We start from the raw sequence: 18,152 nt of genomic DNA, 5'->3' as shown, positions 1-18,152 counted from the left end.
GAGCAGGAGGAGGACCAGCGCGATCAGCCCGATCGCCGCCGCGTTCACGGGGAAGGTCGACGGGAACGAGACGGCGACCGGTCTGCGGGGCGCTGCCTCCGTCGGCGGTGCGGATGTCGAGGGGCAGGGTGGCCGAGACGGTGGAGTCGGCGGGCACCGGGTTCTCGGCGGAGACGGCGAGGGTCCGGGCGCTGCCGGGGGCGACGACGACGCAGTCGCCCGGTGCGAGCGCGGCGCCGCTGTCGTCGGTGAAGGTCCAGGTCCAGCTGCCGGCGCGGTCGGCGTTGTCGCTCTGTGATCTCGGGGGGCGCGGCGAGGCGGACCCGGCCGTCGCCGCCGGCGGTCGGTCCCTGGGTGCGCGAGGGTCCCTCCGCTCGGCCCTCCGCTCCCGTGAGCTCGCTCAGCACGAGCGGCGAGGCGACGCTCGGGAACGACGCGGGCAGCACGGTGGCGACCCGCTGCTGCGTGGTGACCGGCGCGAGGGCGACCGCGTGCGGCGCGGTGCTGAGCGGGTCGAGGGAGGCGGTGACGAGGATCTCGGACGCCGTCGTCGGCGGGCAGCGGGAGGGTGATCGCTCCGGACGCCTCGTCGATGCGCGCGCCCTCGAGCGGCGAGGTCGCGCCGTCGGCGGTCGAGGTGGCGGTGAAGACGGCCTCGTCGAAGACCGAGAGGTCGGCCGCAGTGCCGTCGGCGTTCTCGACGCGGGCGCTGAGGGTGGCCGAGAGCGAGGCCGTCCTCGGCGCGCTCGACCGGGGTGGCCTCGTCGAAGACGATGCGGAGGTCGCTGAAGAAGAAGACGTCCTCGGTGCCGGCGGCGCTCAGCGTCCACTGACCCTGCAGCTCGGGGCGGTCGACGGTCAGCGTGACGAGCGAGACGCCGGACGAGCCGAGGGTGACCTCGAGCCCCGCGGTGCCGGAGTCGGCCGACAGCACGGGCAGGCCGGACCCGGCGGGAGGGTGAGGGTCCACGCGGGGTCGGACACGACGGCCTGGATGCGCGAGACGCCGGCGTCGATCCAGAAGGTGCCGTCGGCGGCGAGGGGCTGGGCGGAGCCGCCGGCGATGCGGCTGCCGAGCTCGAGGAACACGGACGCGAGCGCGTCGGGGTCGGAGGCGTCGACGACGGCGCCGCGGACGGCCTCGGGCGCGGTGGCGGGTCCGCACGACGCGGTGCCGCCTCCGTACTCGCCCGTGCCCTCGACGAGGGGCCACATGATGCCGGCCTGCTCGCGCTGCTCGCCGTCGGCGAGGAGGGTGCCGAGGACCACGGCGCCGGCCTGGCGGAGCGCGGCGAGCACGCCGTTGCCCTCCGGCTCGGCGCCGTCGGGGTCGATGCGGACGCCGCACAGCGCGTTGGTGGCATCCGCGGTGGCCGAGGCCGAGCCGAGGTCGATCTCGCCGTCGGTCAGCCAGACGGCGAGCTGGCGGGCGGAGGCCGGCGCTCGGCTGGTTCTGCAGCGCGGTCTGCACGCCCTCGGGCCCTGCGAGCCAGTTCGTGCCTCCGCCCGGCGTCTTCTCGCGGATCTCGGTGGCGAGGACGCCCGGGCTGTCGGCGGTCCACGGCCGCCGGTCGACCGCGGGCTCGAAGGCGCGGCTGAAGAACGCGGCGCCCCAGTTGACCGTGAGCGAGTCGCGGAGTCCGCCGAGCTCGGCGAGGCTGCCCCCGAGGATGTCTGCCCGGGCGACGTCGGGGGTCGGAGCCGCGGCCGTCGTCGCCGCCGGTGTTCAGCGAGGCCGGAGCTGTCGATGAGGTAGTACACGTTCAGCACATCGGAGGAGGAGAGGCGGGTGCGCAGGTCCTCGATCGCGCCGCGGCGCACTGTGTCGGTGAGGGACGCGGTGGGTGTGGAGGGTAGGTGGTCGTGGCGATCGCGGCGGATCCGCCGGCCAGGACCAGCAGGAGCACCGCGACGACGACCGCGAGGAGCCCGCCGGATCACGCGGTGGAAGCCGATCTCGGACACGGGCACGCTGATGTTGAGGATGTGCCAGGCGCCGAGCACAGAGGCCCGCGCCCGAGATCCAGAGCAGTGCCCGCGAGTAGAGGGGTTCGGCACGAAGTGCCGAGGCGTCGCGGAGGGCGTGCGAGCGCTGGCTCGCTCGAGATCCCAGCCGGTCGCGAGGAACACGAGCACCGGAGTGAGGACGTAGCCGACGGCGCTCATCCAGACCGCGCCGCCCTGCACCAGCGGGAGCGGGACGCCGAGCACGCGCACGGGGGCGGCGGCCGTCGCGGGGGCCGCGATCGCGAGGATCAGGCTCGCCGCGAAGCCCGTCGCGCCCACGATCAGGGGCAGCGCACGGGCGGAACGACGGGCCGCAGGGGCCCGGTTGAGGACGGTCGACACCGGTCCGCCCTCCGCTGTCGCAGCTGAACGCTCTCCCTGTTGGGGGCGGCATTCCAGCCATGCAGACCCCTCCGCGCGAGGCCAAACGCCGTCGGGCGGGCGGCGGTGCGGTCGACTCGCGGACGACGAGGGTGGTGGCGAGCTCGAGGCGGTTGCGAGACCGGGGGGATGCCGTCGTGCATCCGGATCAGGGTCTCGACGGCGAGGCGGCCGATGTCGTGCAGGGGCGTGTGGACGGTGGAGAGCAGCGGCGCGGTGGGCGAAGATCGGCGTAGGTGTCGTCGTAGCCCATGACGCTGGCGTCCCCGGGGACCCGCAGGCCCGCGGCGAGCACGGCGCGGACCGCCTGCAGCGCCGCGAGGTCGGTGGTGGCGACGATCGCGGTGGGCGGATCGGGGAGCGCGGGTCCGGGGACGATGCGCTCGGCGCTCGCCTTGCCGTGCTCGGAGGGCGAGGGCCGGGTCAGCACCACGCCGAGGCCCGCTGCGCCCGGAGGGCCTCGCGGTAGCCGCCGCCAGCGGGCGCGGGCCCGGGTTCGCGGCGTGCCCGCCGACGAAGGCGATCCTGCGGTGGCCGAGGGCGACGAGGTGCTCGGTCGAGCTGCTGGCCGCCGACCCAGTGGTTCGAGACCGATGCTCGCGACGGAGGGGCCGAGCGGATTCAGGGCGTCGACCGCGACGGGCGCGAGGCCCGCGTCGGCACGCGCCTCGGCGACCCAGGCCCGAGTCGATGGCCGTGGTGACGGCGAGCAGGCCCAGGTGGCCCTGCGCGGCGACCCGGAGCGGACGAACTCGCGGTCGAACCGCATCCCTCACTCCGCGGAGCCGCCCGGGGCGAGGACGCGGGTCGCGGTATCGACGCGCTCGCTCACGGGCTCCTCCCGACGGCGGCGCCACTCGAAGGACGCGCAGGGAGTAGAGGGAGAGCGGCGTGTCGAAGGCGACGGTGATCGACCCGCCGACGCGCCGGGCGCGGGTGCTGGGCGTGTAGCCGAGCTCGCGCAGGGCCCGCTCGACCCGCTCGCGGGTGGCCGGGGACGCGCCGGGGCGGCCGTTGAGGACCTTGGACGCGGTGGCCTTCGGGAGCGCCGGCGCGGGCGGCGACGACGTCGAGGGTGACGCGGACGTCGGGGGTGCGAGCCACGCGGGGCCTTCCGGTGGGGGGGCGGGGGAGCCGCGCGGGCGGCGGGCGGGGCGGTTCGGGTGCGGACTTCGAGTGGAGGGGACGGCTCGGGTGCGGACTCGAGCCGGGTGGGACGAGCGTAGCGGAGACTGTTTCTCCTCCCAGCTCCCCTCGGCGCGCCTCGGCGCTCCTCCAGAAGTTGCGGTGAGCGCCAGCGCTTACCGCAACTTCTGGAAGAGCTGCGGGAGAGGATGAGGCGGGGAAGGTGCGAGACGTCGGGCGTTGCGCGCGCCGCGGCAGCCGCCTGCGCTGAGCCCGATCCGCGAAACTAAGCCCGAAACAGTTTCCAGGAGGGCTTCCCCATGACCTACACCCCGCCCCAGGTGCTCTTCGGCGCCGCGTACTACCACGAGTACCAGCCCACGCCGCGGCTGCGGCAGGACTTCGAGGAGATGCGCGAGGCCGGCTTCACGGTCGTCCGCGTCGGCGAGTCCGGTCTGGTCGACGTGGGAGCCGGAGGACGGCGTCTTCGATCTGGAGTGGATCACTCCGGTACTCGACACCGCCCGGGAGTTCGGCATCGGCGTGATCCTCGGCTTACGCCGACCTACGCGATCCCGCCGTGGCTGCAGCGCCGCTGCCCCGAGATCAACGTCGAGATCGCGACGGGCAGGCCGTTCGGCTGGGGCATGCGCCAGGAGATCGACGTGGCCCACGCGGCGTTCCGCTTCCACGTCGACCGCGTCATCCGCCCGGATCCTCGTGCGGCACGCCGAGCACCCCTCGATCATCGGCTTCCAGGTCGACAACGAGCCGGGGGCCTGGCAGATCTTCAACCACCAAGGCGTTCGAGCGGTTCCGCGACCGGCATCCGCACGACCTACGGCACCGTCGAGCGCCTCAACGAGGAGTGGGGGCTGACCTACTGGTCGCACCGCCTCACCGACTGGAGCGATCTCTGGCGGCCCGAGCGCCAACTTCCTGCACGCTGGTACGACCTCGCGTGGCGGCTGTTCCAGGCCGACCTGGTCACGGAATACCTGCGGTGAGCGGACGGACATCGTGGCGGAGTACGCGGGCGAGCGCTTCGTGATGACCTGCCTGTCGTGCACGCGGCCGACCATCCGCGATGACGCCGTCGGCGCTGATGATGACGGTCACCGCGGGCAACCCGCACTACAAGGCGCAGGACTCGCTCGCGCTGCCCGACGCCGAGGTGGAAGCCGCAGACCTGGTGGACGCGGGGCACCTGGGCGCTCTACCACTCCGCCGACTGGATGTACGGCACCCGGCACGAGCCCTTCCTCGTCACCGAGGTGGGCGCCCAGTCGATCGGCTTCTCGTCGATGAACAGCCCGGCCTATCCGGGCCAGCGCCGCCAGGGGGTCTGGGCGCTGATCAGCCGCGGCGCCCAGATGATCCAGTACTGGCACTGGCACACCCTGCACTTCGGCCCCGAGACCTACTGGGGCGGAGTGCTGCCACCTCGCAGAAGCCGGGGCGCACCTACCGCGCGAGATCGCCTGCACCGATCGGGGCCGAGCTCGGCGAGCTGGGCGATCGGATCGTCGGGCTCGCGCCGGACGCGCGGGTCGGCGTCCTCTACGACCACGCCTCGAAGTGGACGTTCGAGCGCTTCGGACCGCTCGGCGGGCCGGACGGCATCGCGTGCCCGACTCCTACTCCCCCCTCGTCGAGGCCTTCGTGCGCGGCGCGTTCGACGCGGGGCTGCAGACCCGGCTCTTCCACGCGAGCGGGCTGCTCGAAGCGCGAGGCGGCGGCGGCGGCCGAGCCGGCCGGTGTTCGTGGCGTCGGCCTACTACGCGGCCGACGACGCGGTGCTGGAGTGGCTGCTCGCGTACGCCGCGGCCGGCGAGCACCTGGTGCTCGGCCCCGCGCCGGCTGCGCCGGCTTGCACCAGGACGCGGGCCCGGCTGGAGGTCGCGCCGGGCGGCGGCCTCTCGGCGGCCGCGGGCGCCTGGTGCGACGAGTACACGAACCCGGAGCAGCCCGTGCCGGTCGTGGCGGTGGCGGCCCCCGGGCTGCCCGCACTCGAGCTGCCCGACGGCGCCGCGGTCACCTCGTGGATCGAGAGCTACGAGACGACGGACGCCGAGGTCCTCGCTCGCTACGAGCACCCGTTCCACGGCGACTACGCCGCGCTGACCTCGCGGGCGCACGGAGCGGGACGCGTCTCGACGGTGGGCGGGCTGCCCGACCCGCGCTTCGCCGCGGCCGTGCTCGGCTGGGCGGGCGAGGTCGCGGGCGTCGCGCCCTGGCGCCCGGAGGCGGGCTCGGTGCGCGTCCACTCCGCCGTCAACGCACGGGCCGAGCGCCTGCACGTGGTGCAGAACTGGTCGTGGGACCGGGCGGTCGTCACCGTGCCGTTCGCGGCCGAGGACCTGCACTCGGGCGAGCGCGGTCGCGGGGCGGCTCGGAGCTCGCGCTCGGCCCGCGGGACGTGCGCGTGCTGGTTACCCCCGGCCTGACGCCCGGCTCCGGCCCCCGCGGGATGCCACTCCGGTGCGCGACGCGCCGAGGGAGGCGTGCGTGGCATCTCGCGGGCGGGGAGCCGGGGAGCCTGGAGCAGGGCCGGGGTCAGGCGTGCGGGTGGGTGCGCTCGAGGGATGCGCCCTCGATGTCGACGTCCGGCAGCAGGCGGTCGAGCCAGCGGGGCAGCCACCGAGGCGGAGGCGGCCGAGCAGGTGCATCAGCGCGGGCATCAGCAGCATCCGCTGCGACGAACGCGTCGAGCAGCACGCCGAACGCGAGACCGAACCCGATCGAGCGGATGATCGTCGATTCGAAGACGAAGCCGCCGAACACCGCGATCATGATCAGCGCCGCCGCGATCACGACCGACTTCCCCGCCTGGAACCCCTGCGCCACGGCGAAGGCGCGCGGACGCGCCGTGCACGTACGCCTCCCGCATGCCCGACGCCAGGAACAGCTGGTAGTCCATCGCGAGGCCGAACGGGATGCCCACGAGGATCACCGGCAGGAAGCTCAGGATCGGGCCGGTCGCGTGCAGGCCGGTCAGATCGGCTCCCCAGCCGAACTGGAACACCGACACGATCAGGCCGTAGGTCGCGAACAGCGACGGGATGAAGCCGCCGGTGGCGATGACCGGGACCAGCAGCGAGCGGAACACCACGATCATGATGAGCAGCGAGAGCCCGACGACGACCGCGAGGTAGGTCGGCAGCACCGCGTTCAGCCCCTCCGAGATGTCGATGTTCGTCGCGGCCTGACCCGCGACTCCGAGCACGACGCCGTCGCCGACCGGCGGGAGGGCGCGGGGGTCCTGCACGAGCTGCTCGGTCGAGGCGCTGTTGGGCCCCTCGGCGGGCAGCACCTGGAAGGCCCGGCAGCGTGCCGTCGTCGGAGGCGGCGATCGGCGCCACGGCGACCACGTCGTCCTGCTCCGCGATCACGCGGGCGATCTCGACCTGGGTGCGCAGGAGGTCGTCGTCGGCGACCCCGTCGGGGACGGAGGCGCTGACGAGCAGCGGACCGTTCGCGCCGGCCCCGAACTCGTCGCCGACGATCTCGAAGGTGCCGAGGCGCTCGTCGACCCCTCGGGCTCGGCTCGAGCCGTCCGGGCAGTCCGAAGGCGCATCGAGAGCGACGGGATCGCGATGATCAGCAGGGCGACGACCGTGCCGACGACCGTGACGACCGCGCGCAGCGTCGACATCGGGCGGGCGGGAGTGAGCGCCTTCTGCCGGCCGATCGTCGACCGCGCCTTCCCGGCGCAGCAGTCGCGTGACCGAGGAGCCCGAGGATCGCCGGGGCGAGCGTGACCGCGATGAGCACGGCGACCGCGACGCAGACCGCTCCGACCGTGCCCATGAGGCCGAGGAACGGGATGCCGGTCACGTTGAGCGCCAGCAGCGCGGCGACGACGGTCGAGCCGGCGAAGACCACCGCGGTGCCGGAGGTGCCATTGGCGAGGCCGATCGACTCGCGGACCTCGACGCCCGCGAGCACCTGCCTCCGGTGCCGGTTCACGATGAAGGGGTAGTCGATGCCGACCGCGAGGCCCAGCATCACGCCCAGGACCGGAGTGACCGAGGCCATGTCGATGACGCCGGAGAAGGCGAGGCGAGGCGGTGACGCCCACTCCGACTCCGACGAGCGCGGTGACGATCGGCAGCGCCTGCCGCCGGCGAGGCGAGGCCGAGCATCACGATCAGCACGACGGCGGCGAAGACGAGGCCCACGGCCTCGCCGACTCCGAAGATCTGCGGGACGCCCTGGGCGAGGTCGGTGGCGAACGTGACGTCGGCGCCGGGAACGGGGGCGTCCTCGAAGTGGTCGATGACGCCCTGCTTGACCTCCTCGGACAGCTCCGAGGCGCCCGGGTCGGTGAACGAGACGTTCACGACGGCGATGGAGCCGTCGTCGGACACGACGCCGATGCCGTCGGCGTGGCCGAGCAGCTCTCTCGCCGAGGTCGAGCGGCTCGGCGCCGGCCCTCCAGCTCCTGCCGGGAGGCGTCGAGGGTCGCCTGCTGCTCCTGCAGCACGCCCGCCTGCGCGTCGAGCTGCGCCTGCTGCGCGTCGATCGCCGCGAGCTGCTGGGCCGGGGCGCCGGCGGCGACGGCTTGCTCGCGGGCGGCGCTCAGCTGCTGCCGGGCGGCGTCGAGCTGAGCGCGTCCCGCGTCGAGCTTCGCGCCTGCCCCGCCTCGAGCTGCGCGGTGCCCTGCTCGAGCTGCGCGCGGCCGTCGGCCAGCTGCGCGGCTCCGTCGATCTGCGACTGCCGGGCCTCGAACGGATCGACGACGGCCGCGACGCCGTCGAGCCCGGCGGCCGAGTCGGCGAGCGCCGAGATCGCCGACTCCTGCTCGGCGGTCAGCGCCGAGCCGTCGGAGTGTGCGGTAGACGACCGTGCCGGTGCCGCCGGCCGTGTCGGGCAGCTTCTCGGCGAGCTGATCGGTGTCCACGGCGCCGGAGGCCGTGCCCGGGATGTCGAAGCTGTTGGTGAGCGTGCCGCCGGCGGCGAGGAACGCGCCGACGGAGACGCCGAGGATCACGACCCACGCGACGATCACCGCCCAGGCGCGGCGGGCGGCGAAGGAGCCGAGACGGAAGAGCAGGGTGGCCACGGAGGTCTCCAGACGGGCGGGAAGCGGGGTGCGCCAGATCATACGCGACGTCTCGTCTAGTCAGTGGGAGTAGCCCTGAGAGCATGACGGAGCATCGGAGCGGCCCGGTCCGCAGCGCCGCGGCGCGCGAGTCGGTCCTCGAGGCGACCGCGCGGCTGTTCGCACAGCAGGGCTGGGACCACCTCACGATGGAGGGCGTCGCCAAGGAGGCGGGCGTCTCGAAGCAGACCGTGTACCGCTGGTGGCCCTCGCGCGGCTCCCTCATCGCCGACTGCATGATCGAGGGGCGCCTGGTCGCCGTCGAGATCGCGATCGCCGACTCCGGCGACCTGCGCCGCGATCTGGAGGAGTGGCTGACGCCGATCCTGGCGCTCGCCGAGACCGAGCAGGGCACCGCGCTCATCCGCTCGCTCGTCGCCGCCGGCTCCGAGGACGCGGCCGTGGGCGAGCGGCTGATCACCGCGTTCGGCGTGGACCGCACCCTCTCGGAGCGCTTCGCGAGCGCCGTGCGCGCCGGCCAGCTGCCCGAGGACACCCCGGTCGACGAGATCGGCTACGCGATCCTCGGCGCCATCATCCTGCCGACCGTCGGGCGGCGCGGGAGCGTGCCGGCGGCGGTGCGGCGGCTCGTCGACTTCCTGGTGCGGTCGGCGTAGCCGCGAGCCCCGGCCGCCGGGAGGCCGCCTGCGAGCACCCGGGACACCCGGCGTCACATCGATTCGACCCCGGCCGGACCGGCTGCTTCACTACCTGGCATGAGTAGGGATGTCGTCGTCGTCGGAGCCGGTCTCTTCGGGACCGCCACCGCGCTGCACCTCGCGCGGGCGGGTGCACGGGTCGTGCTGCTCGACTCCAGGCCGCGGCCGGCGGCACGACCGCCGCCGGCGCGGGCTTCGTCGGGCTCTGGGCCGCGGGCTACGCCTGGTACTGGAACGAGTCCGAGCGCGACCTCGAGCAGTACGGGATCGACTTCTACCGAGGACTCGCTGCGGAGCACCCGATCCACCTCCGCGAGACCGGCAGCGCCTGGCTCGCCGTCAGCGAGGCCGGGGTCCGCGACCACCTCGGACCGCTCGCCGCGCACCCGCTCCGCCCCGAGGGCGCCCGCGCGCTCTCGCCCGATGAGGCCGCCGAGCTGATCCCGGGGCTCGATCCCCGCGCCGTGTCCGGTGGATTCGTGCACCCCGGCGGCATCCAGATCAGTGCTCCGGATGCCGGGCTCGCGCTCGTCGCCGCCGCGCGCGCCGCGGGGTCGAGGTCGTCGAGCGACACCGCCGTCACCGGAGTCGTCGCGACCGACGGGCGCGCCACGGGCGTCCGCACCGCCGACGGCCGCGTGCTCGACGCCGACGCGGTGGTCCTCGGCGGCGGGCTCCTGGACGAACGCCCTGCTCGCCCCGCTCGGCCGCCGACTCCCCCTCGCGCGGGTCGTGGCGAGCCGCCTGACCACCGCCCCCTTCGGCCTGGATCCGCTGCCGACGCTGATGCTGCCCGAGCTCGACGGGCTCTGGGTGCGCGAGCACCTGGGCGGCCTGACCTACGGCAACGGCGTCGGCTACGAGCCGCTGGGCGAGGCGGCGGCTGACCGCCGACCGCAGCGCACCGACCTGATCGAGCGGATGGACGCGCACCTCGCGCCGGTCCTCGCCCGCCTCTCCCTCCTCCGCCGACGCGGTGCGCGCGACCGAGTGGACGCAGGGGGTCGTCTCGTACACGGCCGACCGGCGCTTCCTCGCCGGGCCGTGCCCGAGCTGCCGGGACTGTTCGTCGCGGCCGGCGACAACGAGTCCGGGTGGACGCACGGACCGGGGCTCGGCCGGCTCGTCGCCGAGCTCGTGCTCGACGGGCGCGGCACGCTCGGCGACGCGAGCCGCTACGCGCCGGGCCGCTTCGCCCCCAGTCCTTCACCGACGAGGCCCGCGGTGCTCGCCGCGATGCCGCCCCGGCGCGAGGTCGACGCCGAGGTGCCGCGATGACCGGGCGCGACGTCGTCGTCGTCGGAGCCGGGCTCGTGGGAGCGGCGAAGCCGCCCGCTCCCTCGCCGAGCGCGGCGACCGCGTGATCGTCTTCGAGCGGTTCGAGCGCGGGCACGACCGCGAGGTCCTCTGCACGGCGAGACCCGCATCTTCCGCCGCGGCTACCCGCAGGACGACTACCGCGCGCTCACCGGCCGCGCCGCCCGCGAGTGGGCGAGGCTCGGGCAGGAGAGCGGACGGCGCCTCTTCACCGCGACCGGCGCGATCGACCACGGCGATGCCCGGGCCTCTCCGCGAGATCGAGGACGCGTTCGGACGCGACGGCATCCCCGTCGAGCGCCTCGACGCCGCCGAGGCCTCGCGCCGCTGGCCGGGGCTGCGCTTCGAGACCGACGTGCTGCTGCGCGAGGGCGGCCGGATCGACGCCGGCCGCCGCGGTCGAAGGCGCTGCTTCGCGGCGGCCGAGTCGCACGGCGCGATCGTCCGCGACGAGCCCCGGCGTGCAGGGCATCGAGGAGCGCGAGGCGGCGTGCGCGTCGTCACCGACGAGGGCCCGCTGACGGCCGACGCGGTCGTCGTGGCCGGCGGGTCCGTGGACCCCGGTGCTCGTGGGCGGACTGGTCGAGGCGGCGGGCCGGCGCCTGCCTCCGCTGCGCGTGACCCAGGAGCAGCCCGCGCGCTTCGACCCGGACACTGCCGCTGGACGCGTGGCCGAGCTTCGTGCACCACCGCGGCGACCTGCCCGTGATCTACGGCCTCGCCACTCCGCGAGTCGGAGTGAAGGCGGGCGAGCACGGCACCGGGCGGGTCGTCGATCCCGACCGCCGCGACTTCCGCGCCGAGCCCGAAGCGGCTGGCGCGCCTCGTCGCCTACGTGCGGGACTGGCTGCCCGGAGTCGACGCGGCGAGCGCCGATCAGCTGCCTCTACGACATCACCCCGACCGAGGACTTCGTGATCGACCGGGTCGGGCGCGTGGCGCTCGCGACGGGCTTCTCGGGCCACGGCTTCAAGTTCGGGCCGGTCCTCGGCGACCTGCTCGCCGACCTGGTCGGCAGGGGCGAGCCCCTCGCACGCTTCCGGCTCGGCTGGTCCACGCTTCCTCCGACGAAAGCGGCGGCGCGCACTCCTCCCGCGCGCTCGGCGTCCTCGCCGTGCTCGGCACGACCGCCCTCCTCGCCGCCTGCACCGGGGCGACGAACGGCGGCGACTCCTCCGCCCGCCTCGTGATCGGCACGACCGACTCGATCGTCTCGCTCGACCCGGCCGGCGCCTGGGACCGCGGCAGCTTCACTCCCGCAGAACCAGATCTACCCGGCACCTGCTGAGCTACGAGGACGGCGACACCACGCCCGTGCCCGAGGCCGCCGAGGAGTGCGGGTTCGACGACCGGACCACCTACCGCTGCTCGATCGCGCCCGACCTGACCTTCTCGAACGGGAACGAGCTGACCGCGTCCGACGTGGTCTTCTCGTTCCAGCGGGTGGTCGACATCGCGGCCGACAACGGGCCCTCGCCTCTGCTCGCGAACATGGAGTCGGTCGCGCAGGACGGCGACGACGTCGTCTTCACGCTCGCCGTGCCCGACGACCAGACCTGGCCGTACGTGCTCTCGAGCATGGCCGGGCCGATCGTGGACGAGGGGGTGTACCCCGCCGACGCCCTGCTCGACGACGCCGACGTGGTCGGCTCGGGGCCCTACGCGGTCGAGAGCTACGAGGACGGCGGACTGCTGCTGCTCGCCGCGAACGAGGCGTACTCGGGAGACGCTCCCGTGACCGCGCAGGTCGTGCTGAAGCCCTACCACCTCGTCGACGAACCTGCGCCTGGACGTGGAGAACGGCGGCGTCGACGTGGCCTACCGCTCGCTCACCGCGACCGACGTGGAGGACCTGCGCGACGACTCCGCCCTGCAGGTCGTCGGCGGCCCGGAGAACGGCTCGGTGCGCTTCCTCACCTTCAACGTGAACACGCAGCCCGGCGGCACCCCGGAGCAGAAGCTCGCGATCCGCCAGGCCGTCGCGTCGCTCGTCGACCGCGAAGAGCTGGCCGAGCAGGTCTACCGCGGCACCTACGCGCCCGCCTACTCGGTCGTGCTCGACGGGCAGACCGGTGCGACGGAGGCGTTCGCCGACGCGCACGGGGCCGCTCCCGATCCGGACGCCGCCGCCGCGCTGCGCCGCCGCGGGCGTGCAGACCCCGGTCGCGCTGCCGATCCAGTGCACGAGCGACCACTACGGGCCCGACTCCGCTCAGGAGTACGCGCTCGTGAAGGCGCAGCTCGAGGAGTCCGGCCTCTTCACGGTCGACCTGCAGTCGACGGAGTGGACCAGCTACGTCACCGAGCTCGTGCCGGAGTCGGGCTACCCCGCTTACCAGCTCGGCTTCTTCCCCGACTACCCGGACCCCGACAACTTCCTCCGCGCCGCCTACTCGTCGACCGGCTCCTCCGTCGCGAACGGCTACGCGCAGGCGAGCGCCGTCGACGCGCTCATCGACACGGAGGCGACCGCCACCACCGACCTGGGCGCGCGCACGGCGGCGATCCAGGAGCTGCAGCGGGTGACCCGCGGCGGACGCGCCGATCATCCCGCTGCTGCAGGGCCGCGAGACGGTGGTCGCCGCCGCCGGAGCGACGGGGCTGGAGGACACGCTCGACGCGACGTACCTGTTCCGGTTCTCGGCGCTGGGGAAGTAGGGCCCGGCCGAGGAAGGCCTGCCGCCGAGGGAACCCCGGACCGTCGAGACGTCCCGCTGCCGCGGGTTCCCTCGTCGGTTCGAGGTTCCCTCGGTCGAGGAGCGGGTGCGTCAGCAGGTGAGGAGGACGGCGTCCTGCTCCCAGGGGTCCTCGGGCTGCGCAGGGGCAGGGGCGGGGCGCTTCGTGCGGGCGACGGCCACGGCGATGGTCGCCACTGCGTCCATCGCGAGGCGGCGGTGACCATCGCGGGTCCGAGGGACGTAGAAGACGTTCTGCAGGACCGCCTCGATCGGGATCGATCCGTTGGACGAGGACCGCTCCATCGGCACCATCGAGAGCCCCCAGCGGCGCGACGAGGGCGAGCGCCCAGAGCGCCAGCGTGTAGGCGACGAGGGCGATCCGGCGGCCGTTCATCGGCGGACCGCGCGGACGGCGAAGGCCGCGCCGATCGAGGAGGAGGCCGACCGTCACCGCCGGACCGGGCACGAAATTGACCACGTACATCGCGAACCGCTCGCTCGAGGTCGAGGCCCCGGTGTACATGATCGAGGACCCCGACCAGATGGCGAGCTTGGCCCCGAGAACGATCAGGAGCACTCCCATCAGGACGAGGGCGAGGGGCACCACGGACGTCGGTCGCCCGCCACGACGACGGCTCGGTCCCCGTCCGCCTCCTGGGAGCGGCTCGTCGTCCGACTCCGCCGGTGCAGGATCGTCGGACGCTCCAGCGGCCGCTCGACGCCGAGCGGCCGGACCGGGTCGAGCGCACGGCTCCGACGTCGGGAGCACCATGGTGCGGGGACGAGCGGCGGGTTCCTGCCCGGCCCCCGGACGGCGGAACCGCGCCTCGGCCCGGGCTCCGCCCGCTCGGGAGCGGGGCCGAATCGTGGCCCCGCTGGAACGCCGCCCCGTGGTAGCGCGGGTCGGTGTCGTTCGTCTCGCGTGTGTCGGTCACCAGGTCCCCGAAGGCTCGTGCGTTCCGCCCATCCTGGCCCATGCGCGGGGCGGGAGCGAGGGATCAGCCGGCACGACGGCCGCGCGGGACGGGAGGCTCGCGGCGGCCGCGCCGACGAGGAGCAGCGCGATCGTCACTCCGGTGAACAGGGCCAGCCGCCGGCCTCGACGGCGAGGCCGAGCAGCCGACCGCCCGCCCGAGCCGACGTAGAACGCGATCGTGTAGACGGCGCCGGCGGCGGCCGCGCATAGGCCGGGCCGCGCCGCGCGCCCGTCCACGCCGCTCCGGTCGCGTGGACCGCGAGAGAACTCGGCGGTGAGCACGACGAGCCCCGCGATCACCACGGCGACGACGTCCTGCAGGCGAGCGCGGCGAGCAGACCGGCGATCATCGCCCCGGCGATGCCCGACGCGCCATGAGCACGTCCTGGATCCGATCCACCGGCGCCCACCGCCCGGCCAGCCGAGGACACGGTGCCCGCCAGGTAGGTGGCGAACAGGAGCGAGACGAGGGCCGGCGGCAGTGCGGGACGGCGGCGCCTCGAGGCCGGAAGGCGAGGTAGTTGTAGACGGCGACGAAGACCCCGACCACGAGCACGGTCTGCACGGCGAGCGCGAGCAGCACGGGGTCGCGCAGGACCCGCGCGGTCTTCGCCCGGCCGCTCCCGGGCTCCGGAGCGACGGCCCGCGGCGAGGGTCCGCGCGGCGCCAGGAGCGCAGGCGAGTCGCGGCGGCGGCGCGGGCCGAGGGTCACGACGAGCGGCGCGGGGCGCCGGCCGGCGAAGGCGGAGCGAGGGGCCGGCGATCGAGCCGCCCCGCTGCTCCCCCGATCGTGGTCCCCGAGACGTACGCGGCCGCGGCGGCGGTGGCGACCGCACCGCCGACCCGGTCGTGGATCGCGGCGACCGCGAGGGCCGGCACGCCGCTCCGAGGACGGCACCGCCGAGGAAGCGGGGCACCAGCAGCACCTCGAACGACGGGGCGGCGCAGGCGAGGCAGTGCGAGCACCACCGAGGACAGCACGGCGATCCGCATCGACGCGAGGCGCCCGATCCGCTCGGCGATCGAGGCCCACGGCAGCACCATCAGCGCGAGTCCGAGGGTCGCGGCCGAGACGGTGAGTGCCGCGTCGGCCGGAGTGAGCGCGAACTCCCGCGCGAGCTGCGGCAGGACGCTCTGCACCGCGTAGAGCTCGGCGAAGGTGGCGACTCCGGCGGCCAGGAGCGCGAGGGTCATGCGGAGGTCGGAGCGCTCCTGGACCGGGGCGCGCTCGACGATGCTCATGCTCTCGGGGCCCAGGAGCGCGGGGATCGGATGACCAATGCCGTGCTCGCGGCGCATCTATACGCTGAACGAATGAGTGAGCGACTCCGACTGGCCCGCGATCCTGAAGCTGCTGCCCGTGCTCGTCGCGGTCGCGCAGGCGGGCAGCGTGACCGCACGCGGCCGAGGAGCTCGGCGTGCCCGCGGCCCACGGCGAGCCGCTCCCGCTCGCGCGGCTGGCCGAGCTGGTGCGCGCACCGCTCGTGCGCCGCGAGGGCCGCGGCGTCGTGCTGACGGAGGCGGGACTCCGTCTGGCCGAGGCCGCGCAGGACGGCATGGCGGTCATCCGGACGGGGCTCGCGGAGGTGCGCCAGGCCGGCGAGCTCGAGAACGGGCGCATCTCGATCGCATTCCAGACGCTCCTCGGCGAGAGCTACGTGCCCGACGTGATCCGCCGGTTCGCGCCGCCGATGGCCCCCGGGTCGGCTTCGGCCTGCGCCACGGCTCGCGGGCGCTGTGCCTGCGGGCGGTGGCCGATCCGGGAGGCGGAGCTCGCGATCATCGCGGATCCGCCGACCCTGCCCGGCACCACCACGACCACCCTCTACACCGAGCCGCTGCTCGCGGTCGTGCCGCACCACCGGCATCCGCTCGCCTCGCGCCGCTCGGTGACGGTGGAGGACCTGCACGGGCTCGACCTGATCATGCTGTCGGCCGGTTACGGACTGCACGAGTCGGCCAGGCGCCTGCTCCGCCACGACGGCCGCGACCCGGAGCCGGTCTTCGAGGTGGGCGACTACCGGGCCGCGCGCGGGCTGGCCGCCGCCGGTCTCGGAGTGACGATCCTGCCGCCGAGCCCGTCGTCGATCGACGACGGCGTGCGCGAGATCCCGATCGACGATCCGCGGGCGATGCGCGAGATCGGAGTGCTCGTCGCGGCGACGGGCAACCCGGTGGTGCCCGAGTTCGTGCGGGCGCTGCGCGTCGCGGCGGGAGCGCGGGGGCGCGTCGTCGACTGACGCTCTGTCAGCTGCGGTGCCGGTGTCCCAGCGCCAGGACGAGGACGATGAGCCGGTCGTCCTCGATCTCGTAGACGATCCGGACGTCGCCGACCCTGACGCGCCAGGCACCGCCGCTGTTCACGAGCACGTCGACGCCGGCGGACGGGGGGTCGTCGGCGAGGAGTTCGAGAGCGGCCTGGACTCTCCGCCTGTCCTGCGGGTCGAGCTTTCTCAGCTGCCGGACCGCCGAGGGTTCGAGCTCGATGCGGAAACGTCACGAGAGCCCGAGCTCCGCCTTCACCTCGTCCCACGGAACCGGCGTCGAACGGGTGCGCTCCCGCTCCTCCCGAGCGGCCACTGCGGCCATGGCGTCCTCCGCATCCTCCGCCAGCTCCAGGAGGCGGTCGTACTCGTCGGCATCCACGATCGCGACGACCCGCCTGCCGCGCCGAGACAGAGAGACCGCTTCGTGCGCGAGGTGTGCGCGGTCGACGAGGGCGCCGAGCTGCCGCTTGGCGTCGGAGACCGGAAGGATCTGAGTCATGAATCAAGAGCACTGAAAGATCGTCTTGATCAGATGGCCCCGATGAGTCGGCTTCCACTGACGAGCGCTCTGATGTCAACCACAGGACACGGCGGGCACTCCTGCAGGAAGCTCGGAGAGGATCCCTCACCCTTCCGCCGCACCACTTCTCCCGAGGACAGCACCGGCCGTGATCCTGCTCCGCACCCACTCCAACCGCTGGATCGCGCGCGCCCGCCGCGCGGGCCGTCGTCGGCGTGATCACGCTCGCAGCCGATCTGGCACGGCCCGTCTACCGGACGATCCGCCTGGATCCCAGCGGTGAGCAGCTCCTGCTGCGCGACACCGACGCCCTCGAGGAGGCCTTCGCCGTGCTGCTCGCGGGGGTCGAGCGGGCGCGGATCGCCGCCGAGGCGGAGGTCGCAGGACCGGTCGCGCCGCTGACGGTGCGGGAGCTCGTGGAGGAGGCGGCGATCGCGTCGGAGGAGGACGGGATCGCCGCCTGAGCCTCCGGCAGATGCAGTGCGCGCCGGAAGGGCGTCTGCCAGGATCGAGCGATGGGGATGACGAGGCCGGAATCGCATGCTTCGGCGCGGCGGCCGCAGCCGTGCTCCTCCCTCGGCGTGCACCAGCAGCGCGCCGCCCGGGAACGCGCCGTCGACGAGCCCCGCCGGATCGACGACCGTGGACTCGGCCGGAGCGCCGGGGTCGTCCGCGTCCGACGCCTCCCCGCTCAGCGCGTTCGCAGCAGCAGCTCCCCCTCGATGGCGACTTCCTCAGCCAGCAGTCCGAGACGACCGGATCGGTCCTGATCGAGCGCCGAGCGGACGGATCGACCTGGGCGGTCCTCTCCGGGTTCTCGACCGGTGACGCCTCCGATCCGAGGCTCTACCTCAAGGAGGGTGCGCTCGAGCAGGACGGCTCGGGCGCGCTGGGTCGACACCGCCGGATACTCGTTCGAGATCGCCCCGGTGGATCCCGACCTGCCGGACCAGGAGATCGCGATACCCGGGGCGGGGACCATGCCGGCGATCACCACCCTCACCGTGATGGACTACGGCGGCCCCGACTACCCGTCTCTCGGATCCGTCGCGCTCACGAAGTAGTCGCGTCGGCCGCACGGAAGGCCGGGGAGCGCACGCCCTCCCTCCCTGCGGCAG

At 74.2% G+C, this 18,152-nt stretch carries 26 protein-coding genes and 5 pseudogenes; 15 read left to right on the top strand and 16 right to left on the bottom strand.

What is annotated here, in order from left to right; genetic code table 11:
* Positions 1 to 44: 44 nt before the first annotated feature.
* The 6 genes and pseudogenes from AC0CII_RS20425 to AC0CII_RS20400 form a co-directional block, all read right to left on the bottom strand.
* The gene (locus AC0CII_RS20425; protein WP_465230484.1) at positions 45 to 446 is read right to left on the bottom strand and encodes a hypothetical protein; all 402 of its coding nucleotides are present in this window, start codon (positions 444 to 446) and stop codon (positions 45 to 47) included.
* Positions 401 to 934 carry a hypothetical protein gene (locus tag AC0CII_RS20420; protein ID WP_465230483.1) on the bottom strand — a complete coding sequence of 178 codons (534 nt, stop codon included), beginning with the start codon at positions 932 to 934 and terminating at the stop codon, positions 401 to 403. Before AC0CII_RS20420 ends, AC0CII_RS20425 begins: the two co-directional genes overlap by 46 nt.
* Entirely contained in the window at positions 859 to 2,349 is a 1,491-nt protein-coding gene (locus AC0CII_RS20415) for a hypothetical protein (protein WP_465230482.1), read from the bottom strand. Before AC0CII_RS20415 ends, AC0CII_RS20420 begins: the two co-directional genes overlap by 76 nt.
* Positions 2,350 to 2,536: 187 nt before the next feature.
* Entirely contained in the window at positions 2,537 to 3,157 is a 621-nt protein-coding gene (locus AC0CII_RS20410; RefSeq protein WP_465230481.1) for a substrate-binding domain-containing protein, read from the bottom strand.
* 59 nt (positions 3,158 to 3,216) lie between these two features.
* Entirely contained in the window at positions 3,217 to 3,492 is a 276-nt protein-coding gene (locus AC0CII_RS20405; protein WP_465230480.1) for a hypothetical protein, read from the bottom strand.
* A pseudogene (locus AC0CII_RS20400) lies at positions 3,375 to 3,686 on the bottom strand (hypothetical protein); the annotation flags it as partial. The pseudogene AC0CII_RS20400 and the gene AC0CII_RS20405, both read right to left, overlap by 118 nt.
* 319 nt (positions 3,687 to 4,005) lie before the next feature.
* Between AC0CII_RS20400 and AC0CII_RS20395 the strand changes: the two are divergent.
* The 4 genes and pseudogenes from AC0CII_RS20395 to AC0CII_RS20380 all read left to right on the top strand — a co-directional run.
* Positions 4,006 to 4,233 (top strand): annotated as a pseudogene (locus tag AC0CII_RS20395) (hypothetical protein); the annotation flags it as partial.
* Positions 4,131 to 4,520 carry a beta-galactosidase gene (locus AC0CII_RS20390; RefSeq protein ID WP_465231034.1) on the top strand — a complete coding sequence of 130 codons (390 nt, stop codon included), beginning with the start codon at positions 4,131 to 4,133 and terminating at the stop codon, positions 4,518 to 4,520. The pseudogene AC0CII_RS20395 and the gene AC0CII_RS20390, both read left to right, overlap by 103 nt.
* Before the next feature lie 13 nt (positions 4,521 to 4,533).
* The gene (locus AC0CII_RS20385; RefSeq protein WP_465230479.1) at positions 4,534 to 4,821 is read left to right on the top strand and encodes a hypothetical protein; all 288 of its coding nucleotides are present in this window, start codon (positions 4,534 to 4,536) and stop codon (positions 4,819 to 4,821) included.
* Positions 4,749 to 5,960, top strand: a complete 1,212-nt coding sequence (locus AC0CII_RS20380) for a beta-galactosidase trimerization domain-containing protein (RefSeq protein ID WP_465230478.1) — start codon at positions 4,749 to 4,751, stop codon at positions 5,958 to 5,960. The genes AC0CII_RS20385 and AC0CII_RS20380 overlap by 73 nt, the downstream gene beginning before the upstream one ends.
* A gap of 109 nt (positions 5,961 to 6,069) precedes the next feature.
* Here AC0CII_RS20380 and AC0CII_RS20375 read toward each other — a convergent pair whose 3' ends face one another.
* The 5 genes from AC0CII_RS20375 to AC0CII_RS20355 all read right to left on the bottom strand — a co-directional run bounded on the left by AC0CII_RS20375 (position 6,070) and on the right by AC0CII_RS20355 (position 8,620).
* Complete coding sequence (locus AC0CII_RS20375) at positions 6,070 to 6,231, bottom strand: hypothetical protein (protein WP_465230477.1); 162 nt, start codon at positions 6,229 to 6,231, stop codon at positions 6,070 to 6,072.
* Entirely contained in the window at positions 6,194 to 6,826 is a 633-nt protein-coding gene (locus tag AC0CII_RS20370; RefSeq protein ID WP_465230476.1) for an MMPL family transporter, read from the bottom strand. The genes AC0CII_RS20375 and AC0CII_RS20370 overlap by 38 nt, the downstream gene beginning before the upstream one ends.
* A 287-nt stretch (positions 6,827 to 7,113) precedes the next feature.
* The gene (locus AC0CII_RS20365) at positions 7,114 to 7,551 is read right to left on the bottom strand and encodes an MMPL family transporter (RefSeq protein ID WP_465230475.1); all 438 of its coding nucleotides are present in this window, start codon (positions 7,549 to 7,551) and stop codon (positions 7,114 to 7,116) included.
* Positions 7,521 to 7,883 (bottom strand): hypothetical protein, encoded by a 363-nt coding sequence (locus AC0CII_RS20360; protein WP_465230474.1) that lies wholly within the window; start codon positions 7,881 to 7,883, stop codon positions 7,521 to 7,523. The genes AC0CII_RS20365 and AC0CII_RS20360 overlap by 31 nt, the downstream gene beginning before the upstream one ends.
* A complete protein-coding gene (locus AC0CII_RS20355; protein WP_465230473.1) occupies positions 7,853 to 8,620 on the bottom strand; it encodes a hypothetical protein in 768 nt (255 codons plus the stop codon). The genes AC0CII_RS20360 and AC0CII_RS20355 overlap by 31 nt, the downstream gene beginning before the upstream one ends.
* 41 nt (positions 8,621 to 8,661) lie before the next feature.
* On the opposite strand from AC0CII_RS20355, the gene AC0CII_RS20350 reads away from it, so the two are divergent.
* The 8 genes and pseudogenes from AC0CII_RS20350 (at position 8,662) to AC0CII_RS20315 (ending at position 13,745) form a co-directional block, all read left to right on the top strand.
* Positions 8,662 to 9,234 carry a TetR/AcrR family transcriptional regulator gene (locus AC0CII_RS20350; protein ID WP_465230472.1) on the top strand — a complete coding sequence of 191 codons (573 nt, stop codon included), beginning with the start codon at positions 8,662 to 8,664 and terminating at the stop codon, positions 9,232 to 9,234.
* 99 nt (positions 9,235 to 9,333) lie between these two features.
* Positions 9,334 to 9,896, top strand: a pseudogene (locus tag AC0CII_RS20345) (NAD(P)/FAD-dependent oxidoreductase); the annotation flags it as partial.
* Positions 9,790 to 10,554 carry an FAD-dependent oxidoreductase gene (locus tag AC0CII_RS20340; RefSeq protein WP_465231033.1) on the top strand — a complete coding sequence of 255 codons (765 nt, stop codon included), beginning with the start codon at positions 9,790 to 9,792 and terminating at the stop codon, positions 10,552 to 10,554. The pseudogene AC0CII_RS20345 and the gene AC0CII_RS20340, both read left to right, overlap by 107 nt.
* Before the next feature lie 82 nt (positions 10,555 to 10,636).
* Complete coding sequence (locus AC0CII_RS20335) at positions 10,637 to 11,302, top strand: FAD-dependent oxidoreductase (RefSeq protein WP_465231134.1); 666 nt, start codon at positions 10,637 to 10,639, stop codon at positions 11,300 to 11,302.
* Positions 11,196 to 11,783: an FAD-dependent oxidoreductase gene (locus tag AC0CII_RS20330; RefSeq protein WP_465231032.1), complete on the top strand. Its 588-nt coding sequence runs from the start codon at positions 11,196 to 11,198 to the stop codon at positions 11,781 to 11,783. Before AC0CII_RS20335 ends, AC0CII_RS20330 begins: the two co-directional genes overlap by 107 nt.
* 124 nt (positions 11,784 to 11,907) lie before the next feature.
* Positions 11,908 to 12,345: pseudogene (locus AC0CII_RS20325) on the top strand (ABC transporter substrate-binding protein); the annotation flags it as partial.
* 40 nt (positions 12,346 to 12,385) lie between these two features.
* Positions 12,386 to 12,670, top strand: a pseudogene (locus tag AC0CII_RS20320) (ABC transporter substrate-binding protein); the annotation flags it as partial.
* Positions 12,671 to 12,743: 73 nt separating this feature from the next.
* On the top strand, positions 12,744 to 13,745 hold the full coding sequence (locus AC0CII_RS20315; protein ID WP_465230471.1) for an ABC transporter substrate-binding protein: 1,002 nt from the start codon (positions 12,744 to 12,746) through the stop codon (positions 13,743 to 13,745).
* Between the two features lie 457 nt (positions 13,746 to 14,202).
* On the opposite strand, the gene AC0CII_RS20310 is transcribed toward AC0CII_RS20315, so the two are convergent.
* The 3 genes from AC0CII_RS20310 to AC0CII_RS20300 are packed head-to-tail and all read right to left on the bottom strand — an operon-like array spanning position 14,203 to position 15,489.
* A complete protein-coding gene (locus AC0CII_RS20310; RefSeq protein WP_465230470.1) occupies positions 14,203 to 14,550 on the bottom strand; it encodes a hypothetical protein in 348 nt (115 codons plus the stop codon).
* A 43-nt stretch (positions 14,551 to 14,593) separates the two neighbouring features.
* Positions 14,594 to 14,959 (bottom strand): hypothetical protein, encoded by a 366-nt coding sequence (locus tag AC0CII_RS20305; protein WP_465230469.1) that lies wholly within the window; start codon positions 14,957 to 14,959, stop codon positions 14,594 to 14,596.
* Positions 14,956 to 15,489, bottom strand: coding sequence for an MFS transporter (locus AC0CII_RS20300; protein WP_465230468.1), 534 nt, complete (start codon positions 15,487 to 15,489; stop codon positions 14,956 to 14,958). The genes AC0CII_RS20305 and AC0CII_RS20300 overlap by 4 nt, the downstream gene beginning before the upstream one ends.
* A gap of 176 nt (positions 15,490 to 15,665) precedes the next feature.
* On the opposite strand from AC0CII_RS20300, the gene AC0CII_RS20295 reads away from it, so the two are divergent.
* Entirely contained in the window at positions 15,666 to 16,487 is an 822-nt protein-coding gene (locus AC0CII_RS20295; RefSeq protein ID WP_465230467.1) for a LysR substrate-binding domain-containing protein, read from the top strand.
* A 7-nt stretch (positions 16,488 to 16,494) separates the two neighbouring features.
* Here the strand turns inward: AC0CII_RS20295 and AC0CII_RS20290 are convergent, their stop codons facing one another.
* The gene (locus AC0CII_RS20290; protein WP_465231031.1) at positions 16,495 to 16,734 is read right to left on the bottom strand and encodes a type II toxin-antitoxin system RelE family toxin; all 240 of its coding nucleotides are present in this window, start codon (positions 16,732 to 16,734) and stop codon (positions 16,495 to 16,497) included.
* 9 nt (positions 16,735 to 16,743) lie between these two features.
* Positions 16,744 to 17,013, bottom strand: coding sequence for a type II toxin-antitoxin system Phd/YefM family antitoxin (locus AC0CII_RS20285; protein ID WP_465226635.1), 270 nt, complete (start codon positions 17,011 to 17,013; stop codon positions 16,744 to 16,746).
* A gap of 236 nt (positions 17,014 to 17,249) precedes the next feature.
* Between AC0CII_RS20285 and AC0CII_RS20280 the strand changes: the two genes are divergently transcribed.
* On the top strand, positions 17,250 to 17,498 hold the full coding sequence (locus AC0CII_RS20280; RefSeq protein ID WP_465230466.1) for a hypothetical protein: 249 nt from the start codon (positions 17,250 to 17,252) through the stop codon (positions 17,496 to 17,498).
* 360 nt (positions 17,499 to 17,858) lie between these two features.
* The gene (locus tag AC0CII_RS20275) at positions 17,859 to 18,098 is read left to right on the top strand and encodes a hypothetical protein (RefSeq protein WP_465230465.1); all 240 of its coding nucleotides are present in this window, start codon (positions 17,859 to 17,861) and stop codon (positions 18,096 to 18,098) included.
* The last annotated feature ends 54 nt before the right edge of the window (positions 18,099 to 18,152 follow it).

The sequence above is a fragment of the Rathayibacter sp. AC182 genome (assembly GCF_979253875.1).
This window is presented reverse-complemented; position numbering and strand designations above follow the sequence as displayed.

Coding starts and splice junctions, on each gene's coding strand:
- AC0CII_RS20350 (WP_465230472.1), top strand. CDS start 8,662: ATGACGGAGCATCGGAGCGGCCCGGTCCGCAGCGCCGCGGCGCGCGAG.
- AC0CII_RS20340 (WP_465231033.1), top strand. CDS start 9,790: ATGCCGGGCTCGCGCTCGTCGCCGCCGCGCGCGCCGCGGGGTCGAGGT.
- AC0CII_RS20410 (WP_465230481.1), bottom strand. CDS start 3,157: ATGCGGTTCGACCGCGAGTTCGTCCGCTCCGGGTCGCCGCGCAGGGCC.
- AC0CII_RS20355 (WP_465230473.1), bottom strand. CDS start 8,620: ATGATCTGGCGCACCCCGCTTCCCGCCCGTCTGGAGACCTCCGTGGCC.
- AC0CII_RS20365 (WP_465230475.1), bottom strand. CDS start 7,551: ATGGCCTCGGTCACTCCGGTCCTGGGCGTGATGCTGGGCCTCGCGGTC.
- AC0CII_RS20285 (WP_465226635.1), bottom strand. CDS start 17,013: ATGACTCAGATCCTTCCGGTCTCCGACGCCAAGCGGCAGCTCGGCGCC.
- AC0CII_RS20380 (WP_465230478.1), top strand. CDS start 4,749: ATGTACGGCACCCGGCACGAGCCCTTCCTCGTCACCGAGGTGGGCGCC.
- AC0CII_RS20300 (WP_465230468.1), bottom strand. CDS start 15,489: ATGAGCATCGTCGAGCGCGCCCCGGTCCAGGAGCGCTCCGACCTCCGC.